Source organism: Actinomadura gamaensis (assembly GCF_042652125.1).
Lineage (GTDB): Bacteria > Actinomycetota > Actinomycetes > Streptosporangiales > Streptosporangiaceae > Spirillospora > Spirillospora gamaensis.
The window spans coordinates 372,939-394,185 of the sequence record NZ_JBHSIT010000001.1; the positions used below are offsets into that span (position 1 = coordinate 372,939).

The window sequence follows — 21,247 nt, forward strand, 5'->3', positions numbered from 1 at the left end:
GCGGGTGGTGACCCGCGCGGTCACCGACGCGGCGACGATCGAACGCTCGCTGGACGAGCCGGAGCGCTTCGCCGACGTCTTCGACCGCTACTACGACGCGATCCACGGCTACGCCGCGCGCCGCCTCGGCCCCGCCGCGGCCGACGACGTGGCCGCCGAGACGTTCCTGATCGCCTTCGACCGCCGCGCAGGCTACGACCTGGCCCGCCCGGACGCCCGGCCCTGGCTCTACGGCATCGCGTCCAACCTGATCGCCCGCCGCCACCGCGCCGAGGCCCGCCAGTACGCCGCGCTGGCCCGCACCGGCGTGGACGGGCCGTCCGAGGGTCCCGAGGACCGCGCCGCCGCCCGCCTCGACGCGTCCGCCGCGCGCGGCCCGCTCGCCGCGGCCCTCGCCGATCTCGCGCCCGGCGACCGGGACGTCCTGCTCCTCATCGCCTGGGCGCAGCTCACCCCGCAGGAGGTGGCCGAGGCGCTCGGCCTGCCCGCCGGGACCGTCCGCTCCCGCCTGCACCGCGCCCGCACCCGCATCCGCGCCGCGCTGCCCGACGACCTCAAGGAGACGGCATGAACGACCTGGACGCGCTCCGCGCCGCCTGGGAGGCCCCCGCGCCCCCGTCCCCCGAAGCCCGCGCCAACGCCCGAGCCGCCCTCCTTTCCCGCGCCACCGCGTCCGCCGTGGCTCCCACCCCCACCCCAATCCTCGCGCTGCCGTCGGATCCCGCCGCGCCTCGCGTCGAACGCGCAAGTGCAGTCGTCGGGGGCGAGGGCGGGACGTCGGGTGGAGCGCGGCGGAGCCGGCGGAGGTGGGGGTGGAGCCTGGCCGCGGTCGGGGCGGCGGCGGCGATCGGGGCCGGCTTCGCGGTCGCGCCGTCCGGGACGGGAGGTGACGGCCACCGGAACGGCGGCGTCCGGCTGATGAGCGCGAACGCGCTGCTGGACCGGGCCGCCGACGCGGCGGAGCGGCGGCCGTTCACGGCGCCGCGTCCGGACCAGTGGGTCATGGTCGAGGAGCGGCTGACCACCTCGGCCGAGCCCGCCGGGGTCGTCACCGGCGGGCCGTACATGACGCGCGTGCGCCGCACCTGGCACAAGGCGGACGGGTCGCTGATGGCGTACTGGGTGGCTCCCAAGGGCAAGGTCCAGGTCCAGTCGGCGGCGGGGATGGACCCGCGCGTGGACTACGCCGCCATGTCCAGGCTGCCCACCGACCCGGACGCGCTGATCGCGCGGGTCAGGCGGGACGCGCCAGGCCAGTCCTGGGATCGCGTCCTGCAACTGCTGAACACGATCCTGCGCACGAGCACGCCACCGCCGAAGGTGCAGGCGGCGATCTTCCGCGCGATGCGGAGCATCCCCGGCGGGACGCTCGTGAACGGCGTCCGCGACGCGGCGGGCAGGCCCGCGATCGCGATCGGCTGGACCACCGAGGGATGGCTGCGCGAGGAGGTGCTGCTGGATCCGAAGTCCTACGCCTACCTGGGCGAGCGGGCCGTCGCCGGGCAGCGTCACGAGATGGAGAGCGCCAAGGGCACGGTGGTCGTCCCGAAGGGGGCCGTGCAGCGCGTCGAACTGCGCACCCGCGCCGGAGTCGTGGACGCGCCGGGCCTCCTGCCGCGCTAGAAGTCGTGGAGGAGGCGTTCGGCGGCGACCTCCAGGCGGGTCTGGATCTGGTCGGCGGTGGCGTGGCCGCGGAGCATCTCGATCATCTCCATGGTCCAGACGCTGGCCAGGGCCTTGGCGACGACGTAGCGGCGGTCGCCGGGCGGGACGGTCACGTCGCGGCCGACCGAGGCGCGCAGGAGGAGGCCGGTCATGCGGTCACCGAAGTCGGTCTTGACGTCGGAGAGCAGGAGGGAGCGGATCAGGGCCTCGGCCAGCTCGGGTTCGCGCATGAGGCCGCGCGTCGCGCGCATGAGGACGTCCACGGCGCGGCGGTGCGCGGCCTCGGTGCGCGGCGGGCGGCGCTCGATGCTGCCTTCGAGGAGGTCCAGCTCCTCGCTGACGACCGCGACGACCAGGTCCATCTTGGACGGGAAGTAGCGGTAGAGGGTGCCGAGGGCGACGCCGGCGCGCTCGGCGACCGTGCGCATCTGCATGGCCTCCACGCCGCCGCGCGAGGCGAGTGCCGCGGCGGCCTGGACGATCCGGCGGCGGCGCTGGTGCTGGCTGCGGGACCGCGCGCCGCCGCGCGGTGCCTCCTCCGCCGCCGCGGTGGCCGCCGCGGCGGCCACTTCGCTGTCCGCCACGCTCGGGTCCTCGGTCGGCTGGTCGCCGGTCACGGCCTGTTCTGCGCTCACCGGGTCATCCTACAGGCCGGACAGGAACGTGTTATCTGAACGCGATTCGGTTTCGCGATCCCGGTCCGTCCAGCGGCGGTCGGAGGGGGTGAGGGCGCCCCTGGACACAGACTAGAATCTGTTCTAGTTTTGCGGCCGGGAGGTGACGCCGGTGACCGTCGCGGAACTGCTCGCGGCCCGCGCCGCCGACGACCGTCCGGGACTCTCCTGCGCCGACGACGGGCGGCGCTGGAGCTGGCGGGAGGTCGTCGCCGAGTCCGCCGCCCGCGCCGCGTGGATGGCCGCCCGCCGGCCGGGCGAGCGCCCGCTGCACGTGGGCGTGCTCCTCGACAACGTGCCCGAGCTGGTCTTCCTGATCTGCGGCGCGGCGCTGTCCGGCAACGTGGTGGTCGCGCTGAACCCGACGCGCAGCGCCGCCGAGCTCGCGGGCGACGCGTGCCGCGCCGACTGCGACCTGGTCGTCCACCAGGCCGAGTACGCGACGCTCGCGCAGGGGACGGCCGTCCGGACCCGCGGTTTCGCCGACCGCACCCGCGAGGTCGTCGCCCTGGAGGAGCACGAGCGGGCCGTCGCGGAGTTCGCGGGGGCGAACCCGCCGAAGGCGGACCTCGACGCCGCCACGCTGATGATGCTGATCTTCACCTCGGGGACGTCGGGACGGCCGAGGGCCGTCCGCGTGACGCACCGCAAGATCGTCGTGCCGGGGGAGAGCCTCGGCGGGCGGCTGCTGACCCCCGAGGACGTCGTGTACTGCCCGATGCCGCTGTTCCACTCCGGCGCGATCATGGCGGCGCTCGCGCCCGCGCTGGTCGCCGGGGCGGAGCTGGTCGTGCGCAGCCGGTTCAGCGCGTCCGGGCTGCTGCCGGACGTCCGCGCGCACGGCTGCACCTACCTCCACTACGTCGGCAAGGCCCTGTCCTACGTGGTCGCGACGCCGCCCAGGCCGGACGACGCGGACAACCCGCTGAAGATCGCGTTCGGCAACGAGGCCGCGCCGCTGGAGCAGCAGGCGTTCGCCGAGCGTTTCGGCTGCTTCGTCATCGACGCCTACGGCTCGACCGAAACCGCGATCTCGTTCTCGCCCGACCCGCTCGGGCCACCCGGCGCGCTCGGCAGGCTCGCCGACGGCGTCAAGGTGCTGAACCCCGAGACCGGCGAGGAGTGCCCGCCCGCCCGCTTCGACGAGGCCGGACGCCTCACCAACGCGGACGAGGCGATCGGCGAGCTCGTCAACACCACCGGCGAGGGCCTGTTCGACGGCTACTACAACGAGGACGCCCCCGACCGCGTCCGCGACGGCATGTTCTGGAGCGGCGACCACGTCTACCGGGACGAGAACGGCTACGCGTTCTTCGCCGGGCGCGCCGCCGACCGGCTCCGCGTGGACGGCGAGAACTTCGGGGCCGTCCAGGTCGAGCGGGTGCTCGCGGAGTTCCCTGGCGTCCGGCAGCTCGCGGTGTTCGGCGTCCCGGACGCGGCGTCCGGCGACCAGGTGATGGCCGCGCTCGTCACCGAGACCGGCGAGTTCGACCCGGGAGCGTTCGCGGCGTTCCTCAAGGGCCGCGACGACCTGGGGCCGAAATGGCCGCCCCGGTACGTCCGGGTGGCGCGGGAGCTGCCCGCGACGCCGTCCAACAAGATCCTCAAACGTGCGCTGGCCCGGGACGGCTGGCGCACCGACGACCCGGTGTGGTGGCGGCCCGGCCGCGACCTCGCCTACCGCCGGATGACCGCCGAGGACGCGGCGGCGCTCGCCGCCGAGTTCCGGCGGCGCGGACGCCAGCACCTCCTGGAAGGGAGCGCCTGAGTGGACTTCAACCTCGACGAGGCCCAGCGCGAACTGCAAGGCCTCGCCGCCGGCCTGCTCGGCCGCGAGGCCTCGCCGCAGCGGCTCGAAGCGTTCGAGAAGGGCGGCGCGGCCTACGACGAGCCGGTCTGGAAGGCGCTCGCGCAGGCCGGGCTGCTCGGCGTCGTGGTACCCGAGGAGCAGGACGGCGCGGGCCTCGGACCGGTCGAGCTGACCGTCCTGCTGCGGGAGGTCGGCGCGCACGTCGCGCCCGTCCCGGCGTACGCGACGCTCGCGCTGGCCGCGCTGCCGATCGCCCGCACCGGCACGGACGCGCAGAAGGAGCTGCTCGCGGGCGTCGCGACGGGCGAGACGGTCCTGACAGGCGCGTACCGGGAGGTCGGGCCGTCCGGGACGGTCGAGACGACCGCCCGCGACGGCCGGCTCACGGGCGCGAAGACCTACGTCCCGTACGCGGACGAGGCGTCGCACCTTCTCGTCCCGGCGCGGACGGACGACGGAACGATCCAGGTGTACGTGGTGGAGCGGTCCGAGGTGACGATCGCGCCGCAGCCGTCCGCGACGTCCGAGCCGCTGTCCCGCGTCGCGCTGGACGGCGCGCGCGGCGAGCCTCTCGGCCCGGACGCCTGGAACGTGTTCCGCCGCTCGGCGGTCACCGGCGCGGTCGCGATCGCGTCCGGCGTGATCGACGGCGCGCTCAAGCTGACCACCGAGTACGTGAAGACGCGCGAGCAGTTCGAGCGCGCGCTCGCCCAGTTCCAGGCCGTGACCATGCAGATCGGCGACGTGTACATCGCCAAGCGTGCCCTGGACGTCGCGGTCTGGGGCGGCGCGTGGCGGTTCGCGACCGGCGCGGACGACACCGACGAGGTCCTCGCGATCGCGGCGTACAACGCGTCCGGCCCGGTGGTGAAGGCGCTCTACACCTGCCAGCACCTGCACGGCGGCATCGGCCTGGACGTGACCTACCCGCTGCACCGGTACTTCGCCTGGGCCAAGCAGGTCGGGCACCTGCTCGGCGGGGCCGAGGACCAGCTCGACACCCTCGGCGCGCTCGTCGCCGCTCAGGAGGTGCGGTAACCGATGTTCATCGACCTGACCGACGAGCAGAAGGCGCTGCGCGCCGAGCTGCGCGACTACTTCCGCGGCTGCCTGAGCAAGGAGCAGCGCAGGCAGATCGCGAACGACCCGTTCGGCGAGCACTACATGGAGCACTGCAAGCGCCTCGGCCGGGACGGGATGCTCGGCGTCGCGTGGCCGAAGGAGTACGGCGGACGCGGCTACGGGCCGGTCGAGCAGCAGATCTTCGCCAACGAGATCGCGCGCGCCGAGGTGCCCTACCCCATCATCACGCTGAACTCGGTCGCCCCGACGATCCTCCAGTACGGCACGGACGAGCAGAAGGCGTTCTTCCTGCCGAAGATCCTCGCGGGGGAGTGCCACTTCGCGATCGGCTACAGCGAGCCGGGCGCGGGCACGGACCTGGCGTCCCTGCGCACCACGGCGGTCAGGGACGGCGACCACTACGTGGTCAACGGCCAGAAGATCTTCACGTCGGGCGCGCACTACTCCGACTACGTCTGGCTCGCCGCGCGCACCGACCCGGACGCGAAGAAGCACAAGGGCATCTCGATGCTCATCGTGGACTGCAAGGATCCGGGCTTCTCCTGGACGCCGATCGTCACGATGGACGGCCGGCACCACACCAACTCCACGTACTACCAGGACGTCCGCGTCCCGCTGGACATGCTCATCGGCGAGGAGCACAAAGGCTGGGACCTCATCGTCAACCAGCTCAACCACGAGCGGGTCACGCTCGGTCCGGCGGGCAACATCGGCCACACCTACGACCGGTTCGCCGCCTGGGCGCGCACGGCCGTCGGACGGGACGGGCGCCCGCTGATCGAGGAGCCCGCCGTCCGGCGCGCGGTCGCGCAGGTGTACGCCTACCTGCGCGTCAACGAGCTGCTGAACTGGCAGGTCGCCGCGAACATGGACCTCGGCTGGCTGGGCGCGGCCGACGCGTCCGCGACCAAGATCTACGGCTCGGAGCGGATGCAGGACGTCGGGCGCATCGTCGGCGACGTCCTCGCCCGGTTCGGCGACCCCGGCGACCCGGCGACCGCCGAGTTCCTGGAGGTGCTCGACCACGGCGTCAAGGGCGCGGTCGTGCTGACCTTCGGCGGCGGCGTGAACGAGATCCAGCGCGAGCTGATCGCCATGATCGGCCTCGGCCTGCCCCGCGCACCCCGGTAAGGAGCGGCTGTGCACGACGAACTCACGGCCCTCGCCGAGCGGCTGGCCTCCGCCGGCGAGCAGCCCGCGCCGCCCTGCCCGGACGCGGTGAACCCGGCGATGATCCGGCACTGGACGCAGGCGCTCGGCGACACGTCCGGGGCCTGGGAGGACGTGGCCCCGCCCGCGATGATCCAGGTCTGGTCGATGCCCGGCCTGGTCGCGCAGAAGGCGGGCTCGGTCGCGGACGACCCGCTGCGGCTGCTCGACGAGAACGGCTACACCGGCGTCGTCGCGACGAACTGCGACCAGGTCTACGACCGGTACGTGAAGGTCGGCGAGCGGCTGCGCTCGACCATGCGCTTCGGCGGGATCACCGGCCCGAAGCGGACCGCGATGGGCGAGGGCTACTTCGTGACGTGGTACCAGTCCTGGTACGACGAGAACGACCAGCGCGTGGCCGAGATGCTGTTCCGGGTCCTGAAGTTCAAGCCGAAGCAGCGGAGCGCGAAACCCTCGGGGGCCAAGGCGGGGAAGTACCCGCTCCAACCGGCCGTCGGCCTGGACACGCAATTCTTCTGGGACGGCGTGAAAGAGGGCGAACTGCGCATCCAGAGCTGCGCGGACTGCGGCGCGCTCCGGCACCCGCCCGGCCCGATGTGCCCGCGGTGCCACTCCACGAACCGGACGTTCCGGAAGGCGAGCGGGCGCGGCGTCGTGCACAGCTTCGTCGTCCACCACCATCCGCCCGTCCCCGGACGCACGCCGCCCTACGTCGTCGCGGTCGTCGAGTTGGAGGAGGGCGTCCGGATCCTCGGCAACGTGATCGGCTGCGAGCCGTCCGAGGTCGAGGTGGACATGCCCGTCCGCGTCGTCTTCGAGCGGATGGATGACGAGCTCGTCCTCGCGCAGTGGACGCCGGCGGACGCGCCCGACCCCGAAGAACCGGAGGCCGAGGCTCCGGAAGCGGAGGGCTTGCGGATCGAGCTGACGCCGACGTTCGTCATCGCGACGGCGATCGCGACGCGCGACTTCACGCCCGTCCACCACGACACCGAACTCGCGCGCGCGCAGGGATCGAAGGACATCTTCGTCAACATCCTGACGTCGATCGGGCTCGTCCAGCGGTTCGCGCTGGAGACCGTGCCGGGCGCGGTGCTGGAGAGCATCCAGGTGCGGCTCGGCGTCCCGGCGTACGCGGGCGACACGCTCACGCTCACCGGCGAGCGCGCCGGCGACCGCACGCTCAAGGTGCGCGGCGCGGTCAGCCTCGGCGACCACCTGACCGCGACCGTCACGCTCAAGGAGGACGCGCAGTGACCGAGGCGGACGAGCTGGGCCTGTCCGGTAAGGCGGCGATCGCCGGGATCGGCGCGACCGAGTTCTCCAAGGACTCCGGCCGCTCCGAGCTCCGGCTCGCCGCCGAGGCGTGCCTCGCCGCGATCAGCGACGCGGGCCTGACCCCCGCCGACGTGGACGGCCTGGTCACCTTCACCGCCGACGCCAGCACCGAGATCGCCGTCCAGCGCGAGCTCGGCATCCCGGCGCTGCGGTTCTTCTCCCGCGTGGACTACGGCGGCGGCGCGGCCTGCGGCACCGTCGCGCACGCCGCGATGGCCGTCGCGACCGGGCAGGCGGACGCCGTCGTTTGCTACCGCGCGTTCAACGAGCGGTCCGGGCACCGGTTCGGGCAGGCCAACAAGGGCGGCGGTGCGGGCTCCAACGCGATGGAATTCTCCTGGCACCTGCCGTACGGGTTCGCCACGCCCGCCGCGTGGGTCGCCATGCAGGCCCGCCGCTACATGCACGAGTACGGCGCGACCAGCGAGGACTTCGGGCGCGTCGCCGTCGCCATGCGCAAGCACGCCGCGACGAACCCGAAGGCGTGGTTCCACGGCCGTCCGATCACGCTGGAGGAGCACCAGGCGTCCCGGTGGATCGTGGAGCCGCTGCACCTGCTCGACTGCTGCCAGGAGTCGGACGGCGGCCAGGCGATCGTCGTCACCAGCGCGGAGCGGGCCCGCGACCTGCCGAACCGTCCGGCGATCATCGCGGGCGCGGCGCAGGGCACCGGCCCCGACCAGATGATGATGTTCTCCTACTACAGCGGCGACATCGCCGCGCTGCCCGCGATGGGCAAGGTCGGCGAGCAGCTGTGGCGGCAGTCGGGACTGCGGCCGGAGGACGTCCAGACCGCGATCCTTTACGACCACTTCACCCCGTTCGTCCTGATGCAGCTGGAGGAGCTGGGGTTCTGCGGACGCGGCGAGGCGAAGGACTTCCTCAAGGACGGCGGCGTCGAGCTCGGCGGCCGGCTGCCGCTGAACCCGCACGGCGGGCAGCTCGGCGAGGCGTACATCCACGGGATGAACGGCATCGCCGAGGGCGTCCGGCAGGTCCGCGGCACCTCGGTCAACCAGGTCCCGGACGTGACGAACGTGCTGGTCACGGCCGGGACCGGCGTCCCGACGAGCGGCCTGGTCCTCACCGCCGGCTGAGCCCGTCGCCGCTCGGCGGGGGCCGAGTCCGCCGCTCCTCAGCGGGGGCTGAGGCCCTCGACGAGCGTGCGGGGCAGGTAGTCGGACTCGACGCGGACCGGGATGCCGCGGTCGTGGGCGAGGCAGGCGAGGCCGAGCGCGTCCAGATGGAGCTGGCCGTCCGGGTCGCCGATGTTGTCGCCCGCGCTGTAGTAGTCGCGGTAGAGGCCGAGCGCCTCGGCGAGGACGGTGTTGAAGCCGTCCGCGTCGTCCTCGGCGATGCGGTCCAGCAGGCGGACGCGCGGATGGCGCAGGCACTCGCCGTGCGGGTCGTCGGGCGGCGCGGCCAGCACGTCGCGCAGGTGCGGACGCGGGTCCTCGCCGCGCAGGACGGCGTGGCACGCGCGCGCGTAGGCGTTCGTGTCGGGGAGCGTCCGGTGCAGGTCGTCCACGTCGAAGGCGGCCAGCACGGCGCTGTCGGCGGACGAGCGGACGATCCACATCAGCGCGGCGGCCCGCGCGTACACCCAGTCGGACGCGTCGCTCACCGGCCCGCACGCGGGCAGCTCCTCGGCGCGTCCGGCGAGCGGGACGGTGATCGCCGTGCCCTGCGGCACCGACGCCAGCCGGAACGCCGACGCCGTGGCCTCGCTCGCCAGGACCAGCGAGTCGCGCCACACGGGCTGCTCGGCGCGCGGGTCGATGACCGCGCGGAACGACAGCGCGAGCAGCAGGTCGTCGGCGAGGCGCTTCATCGCCGCGAACCGGTAGTGGAGCAGCACGTCCGGGTTGAACGCGAACTCCTTCTTCCGCTCGGTGCGCTGCCCGTCGTCCTCCAGCCACTTCGCGGCGCGGGCGGTGTCGAAGTCGGGACGCGCGACCGGGCCGTCCGCGCCCGGCCTGGCCGGCCCGGCGCGGGTGTACAGCCGCTCGGGCAGGTAGCCGGACTCGACCTCGATCGGCAGCCCCGCGTCGTGCGCGAGCGCGGCCAGGGCCAGCGGCCCCCAGGCGATCAGGTCGCGCGGGTTCCGGCCCGCCCTCTCGCGGTGCCGCTCCAGCGCCGTGACCAGGGCGGCGTTGAAGGCGGCGGCGTCGCGGCCCACGATCGCGCGCAGCATCTCGCCCTCGGGGGAGGACGGCTCCAGCTCCACCGGTTCCGACGCCCAGTGCGCGACGAGCGCCTGCACGTAGGGATCGTCCTCGAAGAGGTGGGCGAGCTCGGACAGCGGGCCGAGGAGACCGTCGTTCCCGACGAGCAGCGCCAGGTGCCAGGAGCGGATCCACTCGGACGGGGCGAGCGTGCCCCGCGACTCCTGCTCGAACCCGAAACCGACGCCGAGGTAGTCCACGAACGCGCGGACCTCCGCGCCTTCCGGCCGGTTCACGGCGAGCGCGTAGTCGCGGTGGAGCGCGGCGGCCGAGGTGATCGCGAGCCAGGTGTCGCGCGACTCCAGGCGCGGGTCGAGCCCGGCGGTGCGGGCCGCCGCGTAGTCCAGCAGCATGTCGGCCAGCATCTCGACGCTGAACGCCCCGCCGTACTGGGCGAGCCTGGTCTGCCTCCCCAACTCCTCGGGCACCGCCGCGAGGGCGGCGTCCACCGACTTCTCCGGAATGTCGTGACGATCGACGCGCATGACGCGAGATCGTAGCGACGCCCGGTGACACCCGTCCGGCACTCGGTGAACACGTCCGGACGAGCGGAACCCGTGCTCCGGCCGTGCCCCGCACTCGGCGGACGGGGAGCGGGAGGGCGGTCAGTACTCGGCGAAGCCCTTTTCGAGGACCTCGAACGCGGCGTCCACGGCCTCGCTGAACGAGCCGAAGCCGCAGACGCCCATCCGGTAGGCGTCCGCGGCGACCATGAACGCGGTGGACGCCATCGCGGCGAACATGCGGGGCCGCAGGTCGCGCTCGGGGTCGGCGCCCATGCGCTCGGCGATGGCGCGGGTCATCTCGTCGTTCTTGCGGCGGGTGCGCTCCATGCTGCCCGCGCGCAGCGCCGGGCTCTCCTCGGTGAGGCGCATGAGGCAGTCGAAGCGGGACATCCGCTCGTCGGCCAGGCCGTCCACCTCGAGCGCCTCGATGAGCAGCGTCCCGGCGTGCCGCATCGCGGTCAGCGCCGACTCCTCGGGCGGACGCCGCCGGAACGCGTCCAGCACGGCGTAGAACTGCTCCTCCTGCGAGGTCAGCGCCACGTCCTCCTTGGACGCGAAGTAGCGGAAGAACGTCCGGGTCGACACGTCGACGGCCTCGGCGATCTCCTCGACGGTGGTGGCCTCGTACCCCTTCGACGCGAACAGCCGGAACGCGGCGTCGAGGAGGGCCTCGCGGGTCGCCTGCTTCTTGCGTTCGCGCCGACCGGGGGGCGGGGTGGGCTCGGTCTCGGGAGCGGGCGCGGTCATGGCCGGATTGTAGCGGCCCATGCGACCTCCGTCCAGGAAACTGTCATCATGTGTCTTACGTCATGAGATGAAGCTTGGCGCTTGACGACATGTGTCACGCCATGACACTTTGACTCTACCAACCTCCCTCCTCAAGGACTCCTCCATGGCACAGACATCCAGCGCCGAGCTGCTGCGACCGCCGTCGGACACCCGGGCCCGCTCGCGCCCGGGCCACGGCCACCCGTGGCTCACCCTCGTCGCCGTCGCGCTCGGCGTGATGATGGTGGGCCTGGACGCCACCGTCGTCTCGGTCGCCAACCCCGCCATCGCCCACGACCTGCACGCCTCCCTGTCCGGCCTCCAGTGGGTCACCAACGCCTACCTGCTCGCGCTCGCCGTCTCGCTGATCCCGGCCGGGAAGATCGCCGACCGGTTCGGCCGCAAGCGCACCTTCCTCGCCGGCGTCGTCGGGTTCGCCGTCGCCTCGCTCGCCATCGGGCTGTCCGGCGGCCTCGGCATGGTCATCTTCTGGCGCGTCGTGCAGGGCCTGGCGGGGGCGCTCCTGCAACCGGCCAGCCTCGCGATCCTGCGCAACACCTTCCCGGCCGAGCGGCTGAACGCCGCGATCGGCATCTGGGGCGCCACGGTCGGCATCTCCATCGCGGGCGGCCCGATCGTCGGCGGCCTGCTGGTCGAGCACGTCAACTGGGAGTCGGTCTTCTTCCTCAACGCGCCGCTCGGCCTGATCGCGCTCGCCGTCGGGTTCTGGGTGATCCGCGAGTCCAAGGCCGAACAGGACGCCGGCTCGTTCGACATCCCCGGCGTCGCACTGCTCACCGCGACCCTGTTCTTCCTGGTCTGGGGCCTGATCAAGGCCGGCGAGCACGGCTTCGGCCACACCACCCCGCTGGCCTCGTTCGGCGCGGCGGCCGTCCTCGGCATCGGCTTCGTGATCACCGAGCTGCGGACGAAGCACCCGGTGCTGCCGCTCTCGCTGTTCCGGTCCGTCTCGCTCTCGGCCGCGACCGGGCTGATCGTGCTCGGCTTCTTCGCGATGTTCGGGACGATCTTCTTCATCACCCTGTACCTGCAGGCCGTGCACGGCATGACCCCGGTCCAGGCGGGCGTGCGGATGCTGCCGATGACCGGCGTGTTCATCGTCGCCTCGCCCATCGCGGGCTTCCTGACCAGCCGGTTCGGCCCGCGCCTGCCGCTCGTGCTCGGCATGGCCTTCACCTCCGCCGCGATGTTCGGCCTCTCCCGGATCGGGGTGGACGCGCCCTACGTCCAGCTCTGGCCCTGGTTCGTGCTGGTCGGGCTCGCGTTCGGGATGGTGATCGTCGCCGGGACCGAGGCCATCGTCGGCAACGCCCCGGCGCACCTCGCCGGCGTCGCGGGCGGCCTCCAGCAGACGGCCTCGCAGGTCGGCGGCGTCCTCGGCACCTCGGTGCTCGGCGTGCTGCTGTCCACGAAGGTCGGCAACGTGCTGGTCGACCGGCTCACCGGAGCGGGCGTCCCCGGCCCCGCCGCGCACCAGCTCGCCGGGCAGACCGGCCTGGTCTCGCAGGGCGTCGCGCCCGTCCCGCCGGGCACCCCGGCGCCCGCCGCGCACGCCATCACCAGCGGCAGCCACCTGGCCTTCATGGACGGCTTCCAGACTTCGCTGACCGTCGCGGGCGCCGTCGCCGCCGTCGCCATCCTCGCCGCCCTGCTCGTCCGGCGCGGGCAGACCCCGGTGGAGGGCGGCGTCGCCGTCTGACTCTCCCCACCTCGGGACGTTTGGCCCGAGCCGTCCGAGGGAACCGGGCCCTACCGTCCATGTCCGGCTGTCACCTATCGGAAACGACACAGCCTGCTAACCCGGGCCGATCCGGGCGTCCGTGCCGCGCTCCGCCATCGACGATGGAAGGAACGCGGCACGACGCGCGAGGTCAGCACCCGTGCCGCTCCGGCGCCGGGAAACGTGGGACATGGCAGATGAACGTGAACATGCGAGCGGGGAGTTTTCCCCGTATGGGCCGTACCACTCCCGCGCCGGAACTAGCCTGCCGAGCGTGATGGGTGGCTTCCTCCGGCGGTATCCCATGCCGCTCGTTTTCCTCGTCCTGTTCGCCGCGTCCGGGTTCGTGCAGCTCTACCTGCTGTCCGAACCCGCCCGCCGGGCGCTGATCGCCTGGGCCAGCACCAACCTGGACAACCTGTCCTGGAACCCGGTCGGCACCCTGGTCACCTCGGCCTTCGTCGCCGAGGGCGAGCACGCCGCGCAGCTCGTGCAGCTCGCGGTGATGGCGCTCGGCCTGTTCCCGGTCGCGCGCCGGTTCGGCAACCTGCGCGGCGTGCTGCTCGTCGCCGCCGCGCACGTCGCCGGGACCCTCGTCAGCGAGGGCCTGGCCGCCGTCCGGCTGGAGCTCGGCTCGCTGACCGCCTCGGTCCGCGACATCAGCGACGTCGGGCCGTCGTACGTGCTCGCGGCGGCCCTGGTCGCCACGATCCTGTTCGGCCCCGGCCGGGTGCCGCGCGTCCTGGCCGCCGGGGCGCTGGCCGTGCTGTCCCCCTACCTCTTCGAGGGGCTGACCAGCCTGGACGTCGCCGCGGTCGGGCACGTCGTCGCGATGGCGACCGGCACCGCCCTGGGCGCCCTGATGATCCTGCGCGACCGCCGCCGCACCCGCTTCGTCCTCCCGGCGCTCGCCAAGGTCGGCCCCGGCCCCGCCATGTCCGCCGCGAGCCCCGCCTACGCCCGCCGCCTCCGCAAGGCCCGCCCGGCCCCGGCCCCGACCGCCCCCACCCCGGCCCCGCTACCCGCCGCCGCCTGACCCGCAGCGCTCTGGAGAGCGCGAACGGCCCAGCAGTCCGGACTGGCAGCGCTGTGGAGAGTGCGAACGCCCCCGCCGTCGTGGCGGGGGCGTTTTTGTTCGGGGTCAGTCGCCGGTCGGGGTCGGGGTTCCCGTGGGGCTGGGGGCCGGGCTCGGGTCCGGTTGCGTCGGGGTGACCGTCGGGGGCGGCGTGGACGGGCCGTTGGAACCCGGATCGGTCGGCGGGGTGGTGGACGGCGGGGTCGACGGAGGCGTCGAGCTCGGCGGGGTCGTGCCCGTGCCGGGGGCGGACGTGCCGCCCTTGCCCGGGCCGGTGGACGGCGGGGTGCCCGGCGCGGACGGCGCTCCGCCCGTTCCGGGCGCGCCCGCCCGCGGCATGGCACCCGGCTGCGAGGTGGTCTTCCCGTCGGGGGAGCCGGACGGCGCGGTCGCGATCGTCCGCTCGGTGCCGGTGAGGCCGGGCGCCTTCGCCGTGGCCGAGGGGCCGGTCGCGCCGGTGACCGAGGCGGTGCGGTCGGTCCGCGCGGACGGCACGATCGTGCCGCCGTCGCCGCCGCGCGAGGCCGTCCAGGACGCGAGCATGCCGACCGCGGCGGCGGCCGAGGCGGCGATGCCCGCGACCGCGCCGAACGTGCGGCGGGAGCGGCGCCGCCCGCTCGACGCCCGGTGCGCGGCGGCGCGGTACGCGGCGGTTCCGGCGGCGGGCGCGCCGAGCGCGGCCGGGCCGATCACGACGAGCGGGCTGGGCGAGGTCGCGGTCGGGGACGGCTCGTCCACCTCGCGCTCGTAGGCGTCGAGGACCCGCTCGCGCAGGGTTCCGGGCGGGCCGGCCGGCGCGCGGCGGGCCAGCAGGCGCGGCAGCGTGCCCTTCTCGAACGCGGCGATGACCTCGGCGGCTCCGGCGCCGGTCTCGCCGCGCATCAGCGCGTCGAGGACGCCGCGTTCGAGCCGCGCGCGGGCCGAGTGCAGCAGTTGCCGGACGGTGTCGGGCGCGAGCCCGAGCACGTGCGCGATGTCCGGGATCTCCAGCCACTCGCCCGCCTCCAGCAGCAGCGCCTCGCGCTGCTCGGCGCGGAGCGCGGCGGCGGCGCGCAGCAGCGGGTCGGTCTCGGCCGCGGCCACGTGCCAGGGGCGGGAGAACGCGCCGCGCGACTCGGCGGCCGTGCGGGACAGCGCGTACATCCAGAGCACGACGTCGCCGCGCGGGGGATGCCGGACCGCCGACACGAAGGCGTCGTGCACCGCCGCCGCGGCGTCGTCGCCGAGGAGCGACCAGCCGTGGGCGTAGAGCCGCTCGGCGTGCGCGTTGTAGAGGGAACCCGGGTCCCCGCCCATGTGACCTCCGAAGTGGGGCGGCTCGGACGAGCCGTTGGGAGCCGACCGGCGGGCCGCCCGGGCGATCGGGGCAGGGCTCGGGGCGGACCGGTGGGAAACGGGACTCTAGTGCATTCCGGAAACGGGTGCGACGTGCGGGACCCGGTGTGTCGCGTCCGGGACGCGGCGGGAGACGGGGCCGTTCCGGCCGGGGACGCGGCCGTTCCCGGCGGTGCGGGCGTCGGCGGAGGTGCGGCGGTTCCTGCCGGTTTAACCCTCGTTTGGGGATTGTTACCTGAATCACATGATTCCTGATGCGTTTCAGCAGGGAAGGATTCGAACCTGTGATCGAGAATTCTCGCCGTCTGCACCCCGGGGACGTCCGCCGGCACGTCGTCGGCACGTGCTTCAAGACCGGTCCGCCCGGCACCGTCGGGGCGGAGACCGAATGGTTCGTCACCGATCCGCGCGAGCCCGGGGCCCCGGTCCCGGGCGCCCTCGTCCGCGCCGCCGTCGAGAAGGCCGGGCCGCCGCCCGGCGGCAGCACCGTCACCTACGAGCCCGGCGGCCAGCTGGAGCTCAGCTCCGCTCCCTTCCCCGGCCTCGCGCCGCTGCACCGCGCCCTGGCCGGGGACATCGCCCACGTCCGCGCCGCCCTCGCACCCGCCGGGCTGGTCCTCAGCGGGCACGGCGTCGACCCGCACCGCCCGCCCGGATTCCAGAGCGAGCACCCCCGGTACGCCTGCATGCGGGACTACTACGTCGCGCGCGGCTTCACCGAGGTCGGCCCGCAGATGATGTGCTCCACCGCGTCCGTCCAGGTGAACCTGGACATCGGCGCGGACGAGGCGGACGCCGCCCGCCGCTGGCGGCTGGTGCACGCGCTCGGCCCGGTGCTGGTCGCCGCGTTCGCCAACTCGCCGCGCCGCGCGGGGCTGCGCACCGGCTGGGCGTCCACCCGGCAGGCCATCTGGGCCGAGCTGGACCCGTGCCGCACCGGCCCGGTGCTGCGCGACGCCGCCGAGAGCCCGGCCGACGCCTGGACCCGGTACGCCCTGGACGCCCGCGTCATGCTCGTCCGCGGCCCGGACGACGGCTGGATCAGCGACCCCGGCATGACCTTCGGCGAGTGGCTGGACAAGGGCGAGCCCACCCTCGCCGACCTGGACTACCACCTGTCCACGCTGTTCCCGCCGGTCCGCCCGCGCGGCTGGCTGGAGCTGCGCATGATCGACGCGCTGCCCGAGCCGTACTGGGCCGTCCCCGTCGCCGTCGCGACCGCCCTGCTGGACGACCCGCGCGCCTCCGCCGCCGCGGAGGCCGCCGCCCTGCCCTTCACCACCACCCGGCCCCACGGCGACGGGGGCTGGTGGGAGGTGGCGGCGCGGCGCGGACTGGGCGATCCCGTGCTCGCGGACGCGGCGCGGACCTGCTTCGACGCCGCGCTCGCCGCGCTGCCGCGGATGGGCGCGGGCGCGCTCGTCCAGGTCGTCGCCGACTACGCCGACCGATATGTCGAGCGGGGCCTGAGCCCCGCGCTCGCCGAGGAGACCTCCCGATGCTGACCGCACCCACCGAAGACGCGCTGAAGGAACTGGTGGCGGCGGAACTGACGTCCGCGCGCGACCGCAGCCTCGGCCTCACCACGGGGTCGCTCCCGCGGCCCGAGCTGACCGCGCAGGTCTCGCCGCTGATGTCGCCGCTGGTCTGGGACCTGGCGCACGTCGGCAACTACGAGGAACTGTGGCTGCTGCGCGCCGCCGCCGGGATCACGCCGATGCGCCCGGAGATCGACGACCTGTACGACGCGTTCGAGCATCCGCGCGCCGAGCGTCCGACGCTGCCGCTGCTGTCGCCGGACGACGCGCGCGCGTACATCGCCGAGGTCCGGGCGAAGGTGCTCGACTCCCTGGAGCGCGTGCGCTTCGACACCGACGATCCGCTCACGTCGGGCGGGTTCGTGTACGGGATGGTCGTCCAGCACGAGCACCAGCACGACGAGACGATGCTGGCGACGCACCAGCTCCGGAAGGGCGAGCCCGCGCTGCTCGACCGTCCGGGGCCGGAACTGCCCGTGTCGCCCGTCCCGGCCGGCGAGGTGCTGGTTCCGGCCGGGCCGTTCGTCATGGGCACCTCGGACGACCCGTGGGCCTACGACAACGAGCGTCCGGGGCACGTCGTGGACCTTCCCGCCTACTACATCGACACAGAGCCCGTCACGAACGCCGCCTACCAGCGGTTCATCGAGGACGGCGGCTACGACGACCCGCGCTGGTGGACGCCCGCCGGATGGGAATGGCGGAACTCCTCCGGCAAACGCGCGCCCGCCTTCTGGACGCTAGAGGGTCTAACGTGGGTGAGGAGGCGTTTCGGGCGCGTCGAGCCCGTGCCGCCGAACGAGGCCGTCCAGCACGTGTGCTGGTATGAGGCCGACGCGTACGCCCGCTGGGCGGGTAAGCGCCTGCCCACCGAGGCCGAGTGGGAGAAGGCGGCCAGGCACGACCCCGCCACCGGGCGCTCGCGCCGCTACCCGTGGGGCGACGCCTGGGAAGAGGGGCGCGCCAACCTCGGCCAGCGCCTCCTGCACCCGACCGAGTCGGGAACCTACGAATCCGGCGCGTCCGCCTACGGGGTGCGCAAGCTCATCGGCGACGTGTGGGAGTGGACGTCCACCGACTTCTACGGTTACCCCGGTTTCCGGTCCTTCCCCTACAAGGAGTACTCAGAGGTCTTCTTCGGACCCGAGTACAAGGTGCTGCGCGGGGGCTCCTGGGCGACGCACCCGCTCGCCGTCCGCGGCTCGTTCCGCAACTGGGACTACCCGATCCGCCGCCAGATCTTCAGCGGCTTCCGCTGCGCGAGGTCGCTCTGATGTGCCGCCACCTCGGATACCTCGGCCCGGCCCGTCCGCTGCACGATCTCGTGTACGACGGCGAGCACAGCATGGAGCACCAGTCGTACGCGCCGCGCATGACGCGGGGGAACCTGCTCAACGCCGACGGCTTCGGCGTCGGCTGGTACCAGGCGGGGGAGGCGTTCCGCTTCCGCCGCGCCCAGCCCGTCTGGACGGACGTCTCGTTCCGCGAGGTCGCCCGCGCGGTGTCCGCGCCGTGCGCGGTCGTCGCGATCCGGTCGGCGACGTCCGGCTTCCCCGTGGACGAGTCGTGCGCCCAGCCGTTCCGCGCCGGAACCCGCCTGTTCAGCCACAACGGCAAGGTCGAGGACTTCGCCGGGATCGAGGCGAAGCTGCGCGAGCTGGCCGGGGACCTCGCCGAGGTCCCCGACGCCCGCGCGCCGGTCGACTCGGCCCTGCTGTTCGCGATCGCCGCCCGGCACTGGCGGGACGGCGCGTCCCTCGCGGACGGCCTGGCCGCGACCGTCGAGGCCGTCACCGGCCTCGCGGGCGGCCGTTTCAACCTGCTCGCGTCCGACGGCACCTCGCTCGCCGCGACCACCCGCGGCGACTCGCTGTTCCTCCGCATCCAGCCGGACGCGCTGTGGCTCGCGTCCGAACCCCTGGACGCCGACCCCGCCTGGCAAGAGGTCCCGGACGCCTCCCTCGTGTCCGCCGACCTGGCGTCCGGCGCCCGCGTCCAGCCCCTCTGACACATGCCGCCTTCCCGGCGTCTGCCTCCCCTCTGACGCGACCTTCTGGTCTGGAGATCCCGTGGAACACTTCCTCACCGCCGACGACCTCGCCAAATCCCTGCGCCGGGACGTGGGCGACGGGCTCACCGCGAGCCCGAAGACGCTCCCGCCCAAGTGGTTCTACGACGAGCGGGGCAGCGCCCTGTTCGAGGACATCACCCGGCTCGACGAGTACTACCCGACCCGCCGCGAGCGGGAGATCATCGCGGCGCGCGCGGCCGAGATCGCCGAGCTGACCGGCGCGACGACGCTGCTGGAACTCGGCGCGGGCTCCGGCGAGAAGACGCGGCTGCTGCTGACCGCGCTCGCCGGGACGCTGGACGGCTACGTCCCGGTGGACGTGTCCGGCGACTTCCTCGGCGAGGCCGCCGCCGCGATCGCCGCCGACCATCCGGGGCTGGACGTCCGGCCGGTCGTCGCCGACTACGAGCAGCACCTGCACCTGCTGCCGACCGGGGACCGCCGCCTGATCGTGTTCCTCGGCGGCACGATCGGGAACATGCCGCCCGCCGAGCGCGTCGACTTCCTCGGCGGCCTGCGCGCCACCATGGGCCCGGACGACGCGCTGCTGATCGGGGCCGACCTGGTCAAGGACGAGGGGCGGCTCGTCCGCGCCTACGACGACGCGTCCGGGGTGACCGCGGCGTTCAACAAGAACGTGCTCCGGGTGATCAACCGGGAGCTGGACGCCGACTTCGACCCGGACGCGTTCGAGCACGTCGCCCTCTGGAACGCGGAGGACGAGTGGGTGGAGATGCGGCTGCGCTCGCTGCGCGACCAGACCGTCCGCGTCGGCGCGCTCGACCTGTCCGTCGGGTTCGCGGCGGGAGAGGAGACGCGCACCGAGATCTCCGCCAAGTTCCGCCGCGAGCGCATGGAGTCCGAACTCGGCGCGGCCGGCCTGCGCCTGGCCGAGTTCTGGACGGACGAGGCGGGAGACTTCTCCCTCAACCTCGCCCGCCCGCGCTGACCCGCCCCGCCGCTGCCCCGCCCCGCCCCGCACCGCCGCCGGCGCGGCCTGCCGCTGCCCGCCCCGTGCCGCTGCTGGCGTGGCCCGCTGCTGGCGTGGCCCGCTGCTGGCCCGGCCCGTGCCGCCGGCGTGGCCGGCCGGTGCCGCCGCCGGCGCGGCCGGCCGACCTGTGCCGCGGTCGGCGCGGGGCGGTTCGGCGGTGGCTCAGCTAGCCGCGGTGACGGCGAGGGTGGGGTAGTCGGTGTAGCCCTTCGCGTCGCCGGTGTACATGAGATACCGGTCCTGGATCTGGTTGAGCGGGGCGCCGATGCGCAGCCGCTCGACCAGGTCCGGGTTCGCCAGGAAGGGGCGGCCGAGCGCGACCAGGTCGGCGCCCGCCTCGGCGACGCGCTCGGCCTTCCGCGTGACCTCCTCGGTGCCGAGGCCGTCCAGCTTCGGGTTCGCGATCAGCGTGTTCGGCCACAGCGCCCGGATCGTCCGGAACAGCTCGGTGCCGGGGTCGGCGTAGACGACGTGCAGGTACGTGGGACCGATCTTCGCCAGCTCCCGGACGAGCACCGGGTAGAGCGCGTCGATGTCGTCCTCGCGCAGGTCGTTCGCGGTGACTCCGGGAGCGATCCGGACGCCGACGCGGTCGGCGCCGATCGCGTCCACGACGGCCCGCGTGACCTCCAGGGTGAAGCGGATGCGGCCCTCGATCGAGCCGCCGTAGCCGTCGGTCCGCAGGTTGGTGTTCGAGCCGAGGAACTGGTGCAGCAGGTAGCCGTTCGCCGAGTGCACCTCCACGCCGTCGAAGCCCGCGTCGATCGCGTTGCGCGCGGCGGCGGCGAAGTCCTCGACCGTGCGGCGGATGTCGTCCTCGGTCATCTCGCGCGGGACGACCGCGGGCCGCGGGCCGGACGGCGTGTGGATCGTGTCCGGCAGCGGGACGGGCGAGGGCGCGACCGGGTGCAGGCCGCTGTTGTCGGGGTGTCCGACGCGTCCGCCGTGCTGGATCTGGAGGAACATCCGCCCGCCCGCGTCCCGCACGGAGCCGGTGACGCCGCGCCAGCCGGTCACGTGCGCCGGGCAGTGGATCGCCGGGATGTTCGGGTAGGTCTGCCCGACGGCGTTCGGCGTCGCGGCCTCGGCGATGATCAGCCCGGCGGTCGCGCGCTGGGTGTAGTAGGTCTCCATCAGCTCGCCGGGGACGCCGTCGGCGTTCGCGCGGTTCCGCGTCATCGGGGCCATGACCAGCCGGTTCGGCAGGACGAGGCGGCCGAGGCGGGCGGGGGAGAGCAGGGTCTCGTTCAGCAT

18 protein-coding genes are annotated in these 21,247 nt (G+C 73.9%); 13 read left to right on the forward strand and 5 right to left on the reverse strand.

Going from position 1 to position 21,247, the window contains the following annotated elements:
- The first annotated feature begins 4 nt into the window (after positions 1 to 4).
- Positions 5 to 571 carry an RNA polymerase sigma factor gene (locus tag ACFPCY_RS01760; RefSeq protein WP_378251761.1) on the forward strand — a complete coding sequence of 189 codons (567 nt, stop codon included), beginning with the start codon at positions 5 to 7 and terminating at the stop codon, positions 569 to 571.
- Complete coding sequence (locus ACFPCY_RS01765; protein ID WP_378251762.1) at positions 568 to 1,623, forward strand: CU044_5270 family protein; 1,056 nt, start codon at positions 568 to 570, stop codon at positions 1,621 to 1,623. Before ACFPCY_RS01760 ends, ACFPCY_RS01765 begins: the two co-directional genes overlap by 4 nt.
- Here the strand turns inward: ACFPCY_RS01765 and ACFPCY_RS01770 are convergent.
- Complete coding sequence (locus ACFPCY_RS01770; protein WP_378252553.1) at positions 1,620 to 2,234, reverse strand: TetR family transcriptional regulator; 615 nt, start codon at positions 2,232 to 2,234, stop codon at positions 1,620 to 1,622. The genes ACFPCY_RS01765 and ACFPCY_RS01770 overlap by 4 nt on opposite strands.
- Before the next feature lie 217 nt (positions 2,235 to 2,451).
- On the opposite strand from ACFPCY_RS01770, the gene ACFPCY_RS01775 reads away from it, so the two are divergent.
- Genes ACFPCY_RS01775 through ACFPCY_RS01795 form a run of 5 tightly spaced genes read left to right on the forward strand, consistent with a single transcriptional unit; the run spans position 2,452 to position 8,840 of the window.
- Positions 2,452 to 4,107, forward strand: coding sequence for an AMP-binding protein (locus tag ACFPCY_RS01775; protein ID WP_378251763.1), 1,656 nt, complete (start codon positions 2,452 to 2,454; stop codon positions 4,105 to 4,107).
- The gene (locus ACFPCY_RS01780) at positions 4,108 to 5,187 is read left to right on the forward strand and encodes an acyl-CoA dehydrogenase family protein (protein ID WP_378251764.1); all 1,080 of its coding nucleotides are present in this window, start codon (positions 4,108 to 4,110) and stop codon (positions 5,185 to 5,187) included.
- Positions 5,188 to 5,190: 3 nt separating this feature from the next.
- Entirely contained in the window at positions 5,191 to 6,363 is a 1,173-nt protein-coding gene (locus ACFPCY_RS01785) for an acyl-CoA dehydrogenase family protein (RefSeq protein WP_378251765.1), read from the forward strand.
- Between the two features lie 9 nt (positions 6,364 to 6,372).
- Positions 6,373 to 7,662: an OB-fold domain-containing protein gene (locus ACFPCY_RS01790; protein ID WP_378251766.1), complete on the forward strand. Its 1,290-nt coding sequence runs from the start codon at positions 6,373 to 6,375 to the stop codon at positions 7,660 to 7,662.
- Positions 7,659 to 8,840, forward strand: a complete 1,182-nt coding sequence (locus ACFPCY_RS01795; RefSeq protein WP_378251767.1) for a lipid-transfer protein — start codon at positions 7,659 to 7,661, stop codon at positions 8,838 to 8,840. Before ACFPCY_RS01790 ends, ACFPCY_RS01795 begins: the two co-directional genes overlap by 4 nt.
- A gap of 38 nt (positions 8,841 to 8,878) precedes the next feature.
- Here ACFPCY_RS01795 and ACFPCY_RS01800 read toward each other — a convergent pair whose 3' ends face one another.
- Positions 8,879 to 10,453, reverse strand: coding sequence for an immunity 49 family protein (locus tag ACFPCY_RS01800; protein ID WP_378251768.1), 1,575 nt, complete (start codon positions 10,451 to 10,453; stop codon positions 8,879 to 8,881).
- A gap of 120 nt (positions 10,454 to 10,573) precedes the next feature.
- Positions 10,574 to 11,221, reverse strand: a complete 648-nt coding sequence (locus tag ACFPCY_RS01805; protein WP_378251769.1) for a TetR family transcriptional regulator — start codon at positions 11,219 to 11,221, stop codon at positions 10,574 to 10,576.
- A 145-nt stretch (positions 11,222 to 11,366) separates the two neighbouring features.
- Between ACFPCY_RS01805 and ACFPCY_RS01810 the strand changes: the two genes are divergently transcribed.
- Positions 11,367 to 12,962, forward strand: coding sequence for an MFS transporter (locus ACFPCY_RS01810; protein WP_378251770.1), 1,596 nt, complete (start codon positions 11,367 to 11,369; stop codon positions 12,960 to 12,962).
- A 298-nt stretch (positions 12,963 to 13,260) separates the two neighbouring features.
- The gene (locus ACFPCY_RS01815) at positions 13,261 to 14,019 is read left to right on the forward strand and encodes a rhomboid-like protein (protein ID WP_378252554.1); all 759 of its coding nucleotides are present in this window, start codon (positions 13,261 to 13,263) and stop codon (positions 14,017 to 14,019) included.
- A 105-nt stretch (positions 14,020 to 14,124) separates the two neighbouring features.
- Here ACFPCY_RS01815 and ACFPCY_RS01820 read toward each other — a convergent pair whose 3' ends face one another.
- A complete protein-coding gene (locus tag ACFPCY_RS01820; protein WP_378251771.1) occupies positions 14,125 to 15,354 on the reverse strand; it encodes a sigma factor-like helix-turn-helix DNA-binding protein in 1,230 nt (409 codons plus the stop codon).
- Positions 15,355 to 15,677: 323 nt separating this feature from the next.
- Here ACFPCY_RS01820 and egtA point away from each other — a divergent pair, with 323 nt between their 5' ends.
- The 4 genes from egtA (at position 15,678) to egtD (ending at position 19,951) form a co-directional block, all read left to right on the forward strand.
- Entirely contained in the window at positions 15,678 to 16,898 is a 1,221-nt protein-coding gene (gene egtA, locus ACFPCY_RS01825) for an ergothioneine biosynthesis glutamate--cysteine ligase EgtA (RefSeq protein WP_378251772.1), read from the forward strand.
- Positions 16,892 to 18,205, forward strand: a complete 1,314-nt coding sequence (egtB, locus tag ACFPCY_RS01830; protein ID WP_378251773.1) for an ergothioneine biosynthesis protein EgtB — start codon at positions 16,892 to 16,894, stop codon at positions 18,203 to 18,205. The genes egtA and egtB overlap by 7 nt, the downstream gene beginning before the upstream one ends.
- Positions 18,205 to 18,939 carry an ergothioneine biosynthesis protein EgtC gene (egtC, locus tag ACFPCY_RS01835; RefSeq protein ID WP_378251774.1) on the forward strand — a complete coding sequence of 245 codons (735 nt, stop codon included), beginning with the start codon at positions 18,205 to 18,207 and terminating at the stop codon, positions 18,937 to 18,939. The genes egtB and egtC overlap by 1 nt, the downstream gene beginning before the upstream one ends.
- A gap of 61 nt (positions 18,940 to 19,000) precedes the next feature.
- Positions 19,001 to 19,951: an L-histidine N(alpha)-methyltransferase gene (egtD, locus tag ACFPCY_RS01840; protein WP_378251775.1), complete on the forward strand. Its 951-nt coding sequence runs from the start codon at positions 19,001 to 19,003 to the stop codon at positions 19,949 to 19,951.
- 204 nt (positions 19,952 to 20,155) lie between these two features.
- Here egtD and ACFPCY_RS01845 read toward each other — a convergent pair whose 3' ends face one another.
- Positions 20,156 to 21,247 carry an alkene reductase gene (locus ACFPCY_RS01845; RefSeq protein ID WP_378251776.1) on the reverse strand — a complete coding sequence of 364 codons (1,092 nt, stop codon included), beginning with the start codon at positions 21,245 to 21,247 and terminating at the stop codon, positions 20,156 to 20,158.

Coding starts and splice junctions, on each gene's coding strand:
- ACFPCY_RS01765 (WP_378251762.1), top strand. CDS start 568: ATGAACGACCTGGACGCGCTCCGCGCCGCCTGGGAGGCCCCCGCGCCC.
- ACFPCY_RS01785 (WP_378251765.1), top strand. CDS start 5,191: ATGTTCATCGACCTGACCGACGAGCAGAAGGCGCTGCGCGCCGAGCTG.
- ACFPCY_RS01800 (WP_378251768.1), bottom strand. CDS start 10,453: ATGCGCGTCGATCGTCACGACATTCCGGAGAAGTCGGTGGACGCCGCC.
- ACFPCY_RS01805 (WP_378251769.1), bottom strand. CDS start 11,221: ATGACCGCGCCCGCTCCCGAGACCGAGCCCACCCCGCCCCCCGGTCGG.
- ACFPCY_RS01810 (WP_378251770.1), top strand. CDS start 11,367: ATGGCACAGACATCCAGCGCCGAGCTGCTGCGACCGCCGTCGGACACC.
- ACFPCY_RS01815 (WP_378252554.1), top strand. CDS start 13,261: ATGGGTGGCTTCCTCCGGCGGTATCCCATGCCGCTCGTTTTCCTCGTC.
- ACFPCY_RS01820 (WP_378251771.1), bottom strand. CDS start 15,354: ATGGGCGGGGACCCGGGTTCCCTCTACAACGCGCACGCCGAGCGGCTC.
- egtB (WP_378251773.1), top strand. CDS start 16,892: ATGCTGACCGCACCCACCGAAGACGCGCTGAAGGAACTGGTGGCGGCG.
- egtC (WP_378251774.1), top strand. CDS start 18,205: ATGTGCCGCCACCTCGGATACCTCGGCCCGGCCCGTCCGCTGCACGAT.
- ACFPCY_RS01845 (WP_378251776.1), bottom strand. CDS start 21,247: ATGCTGAACGAGACCCTGCTCTCCCCCGCCCGCCTCGGCCGCCTCGTC.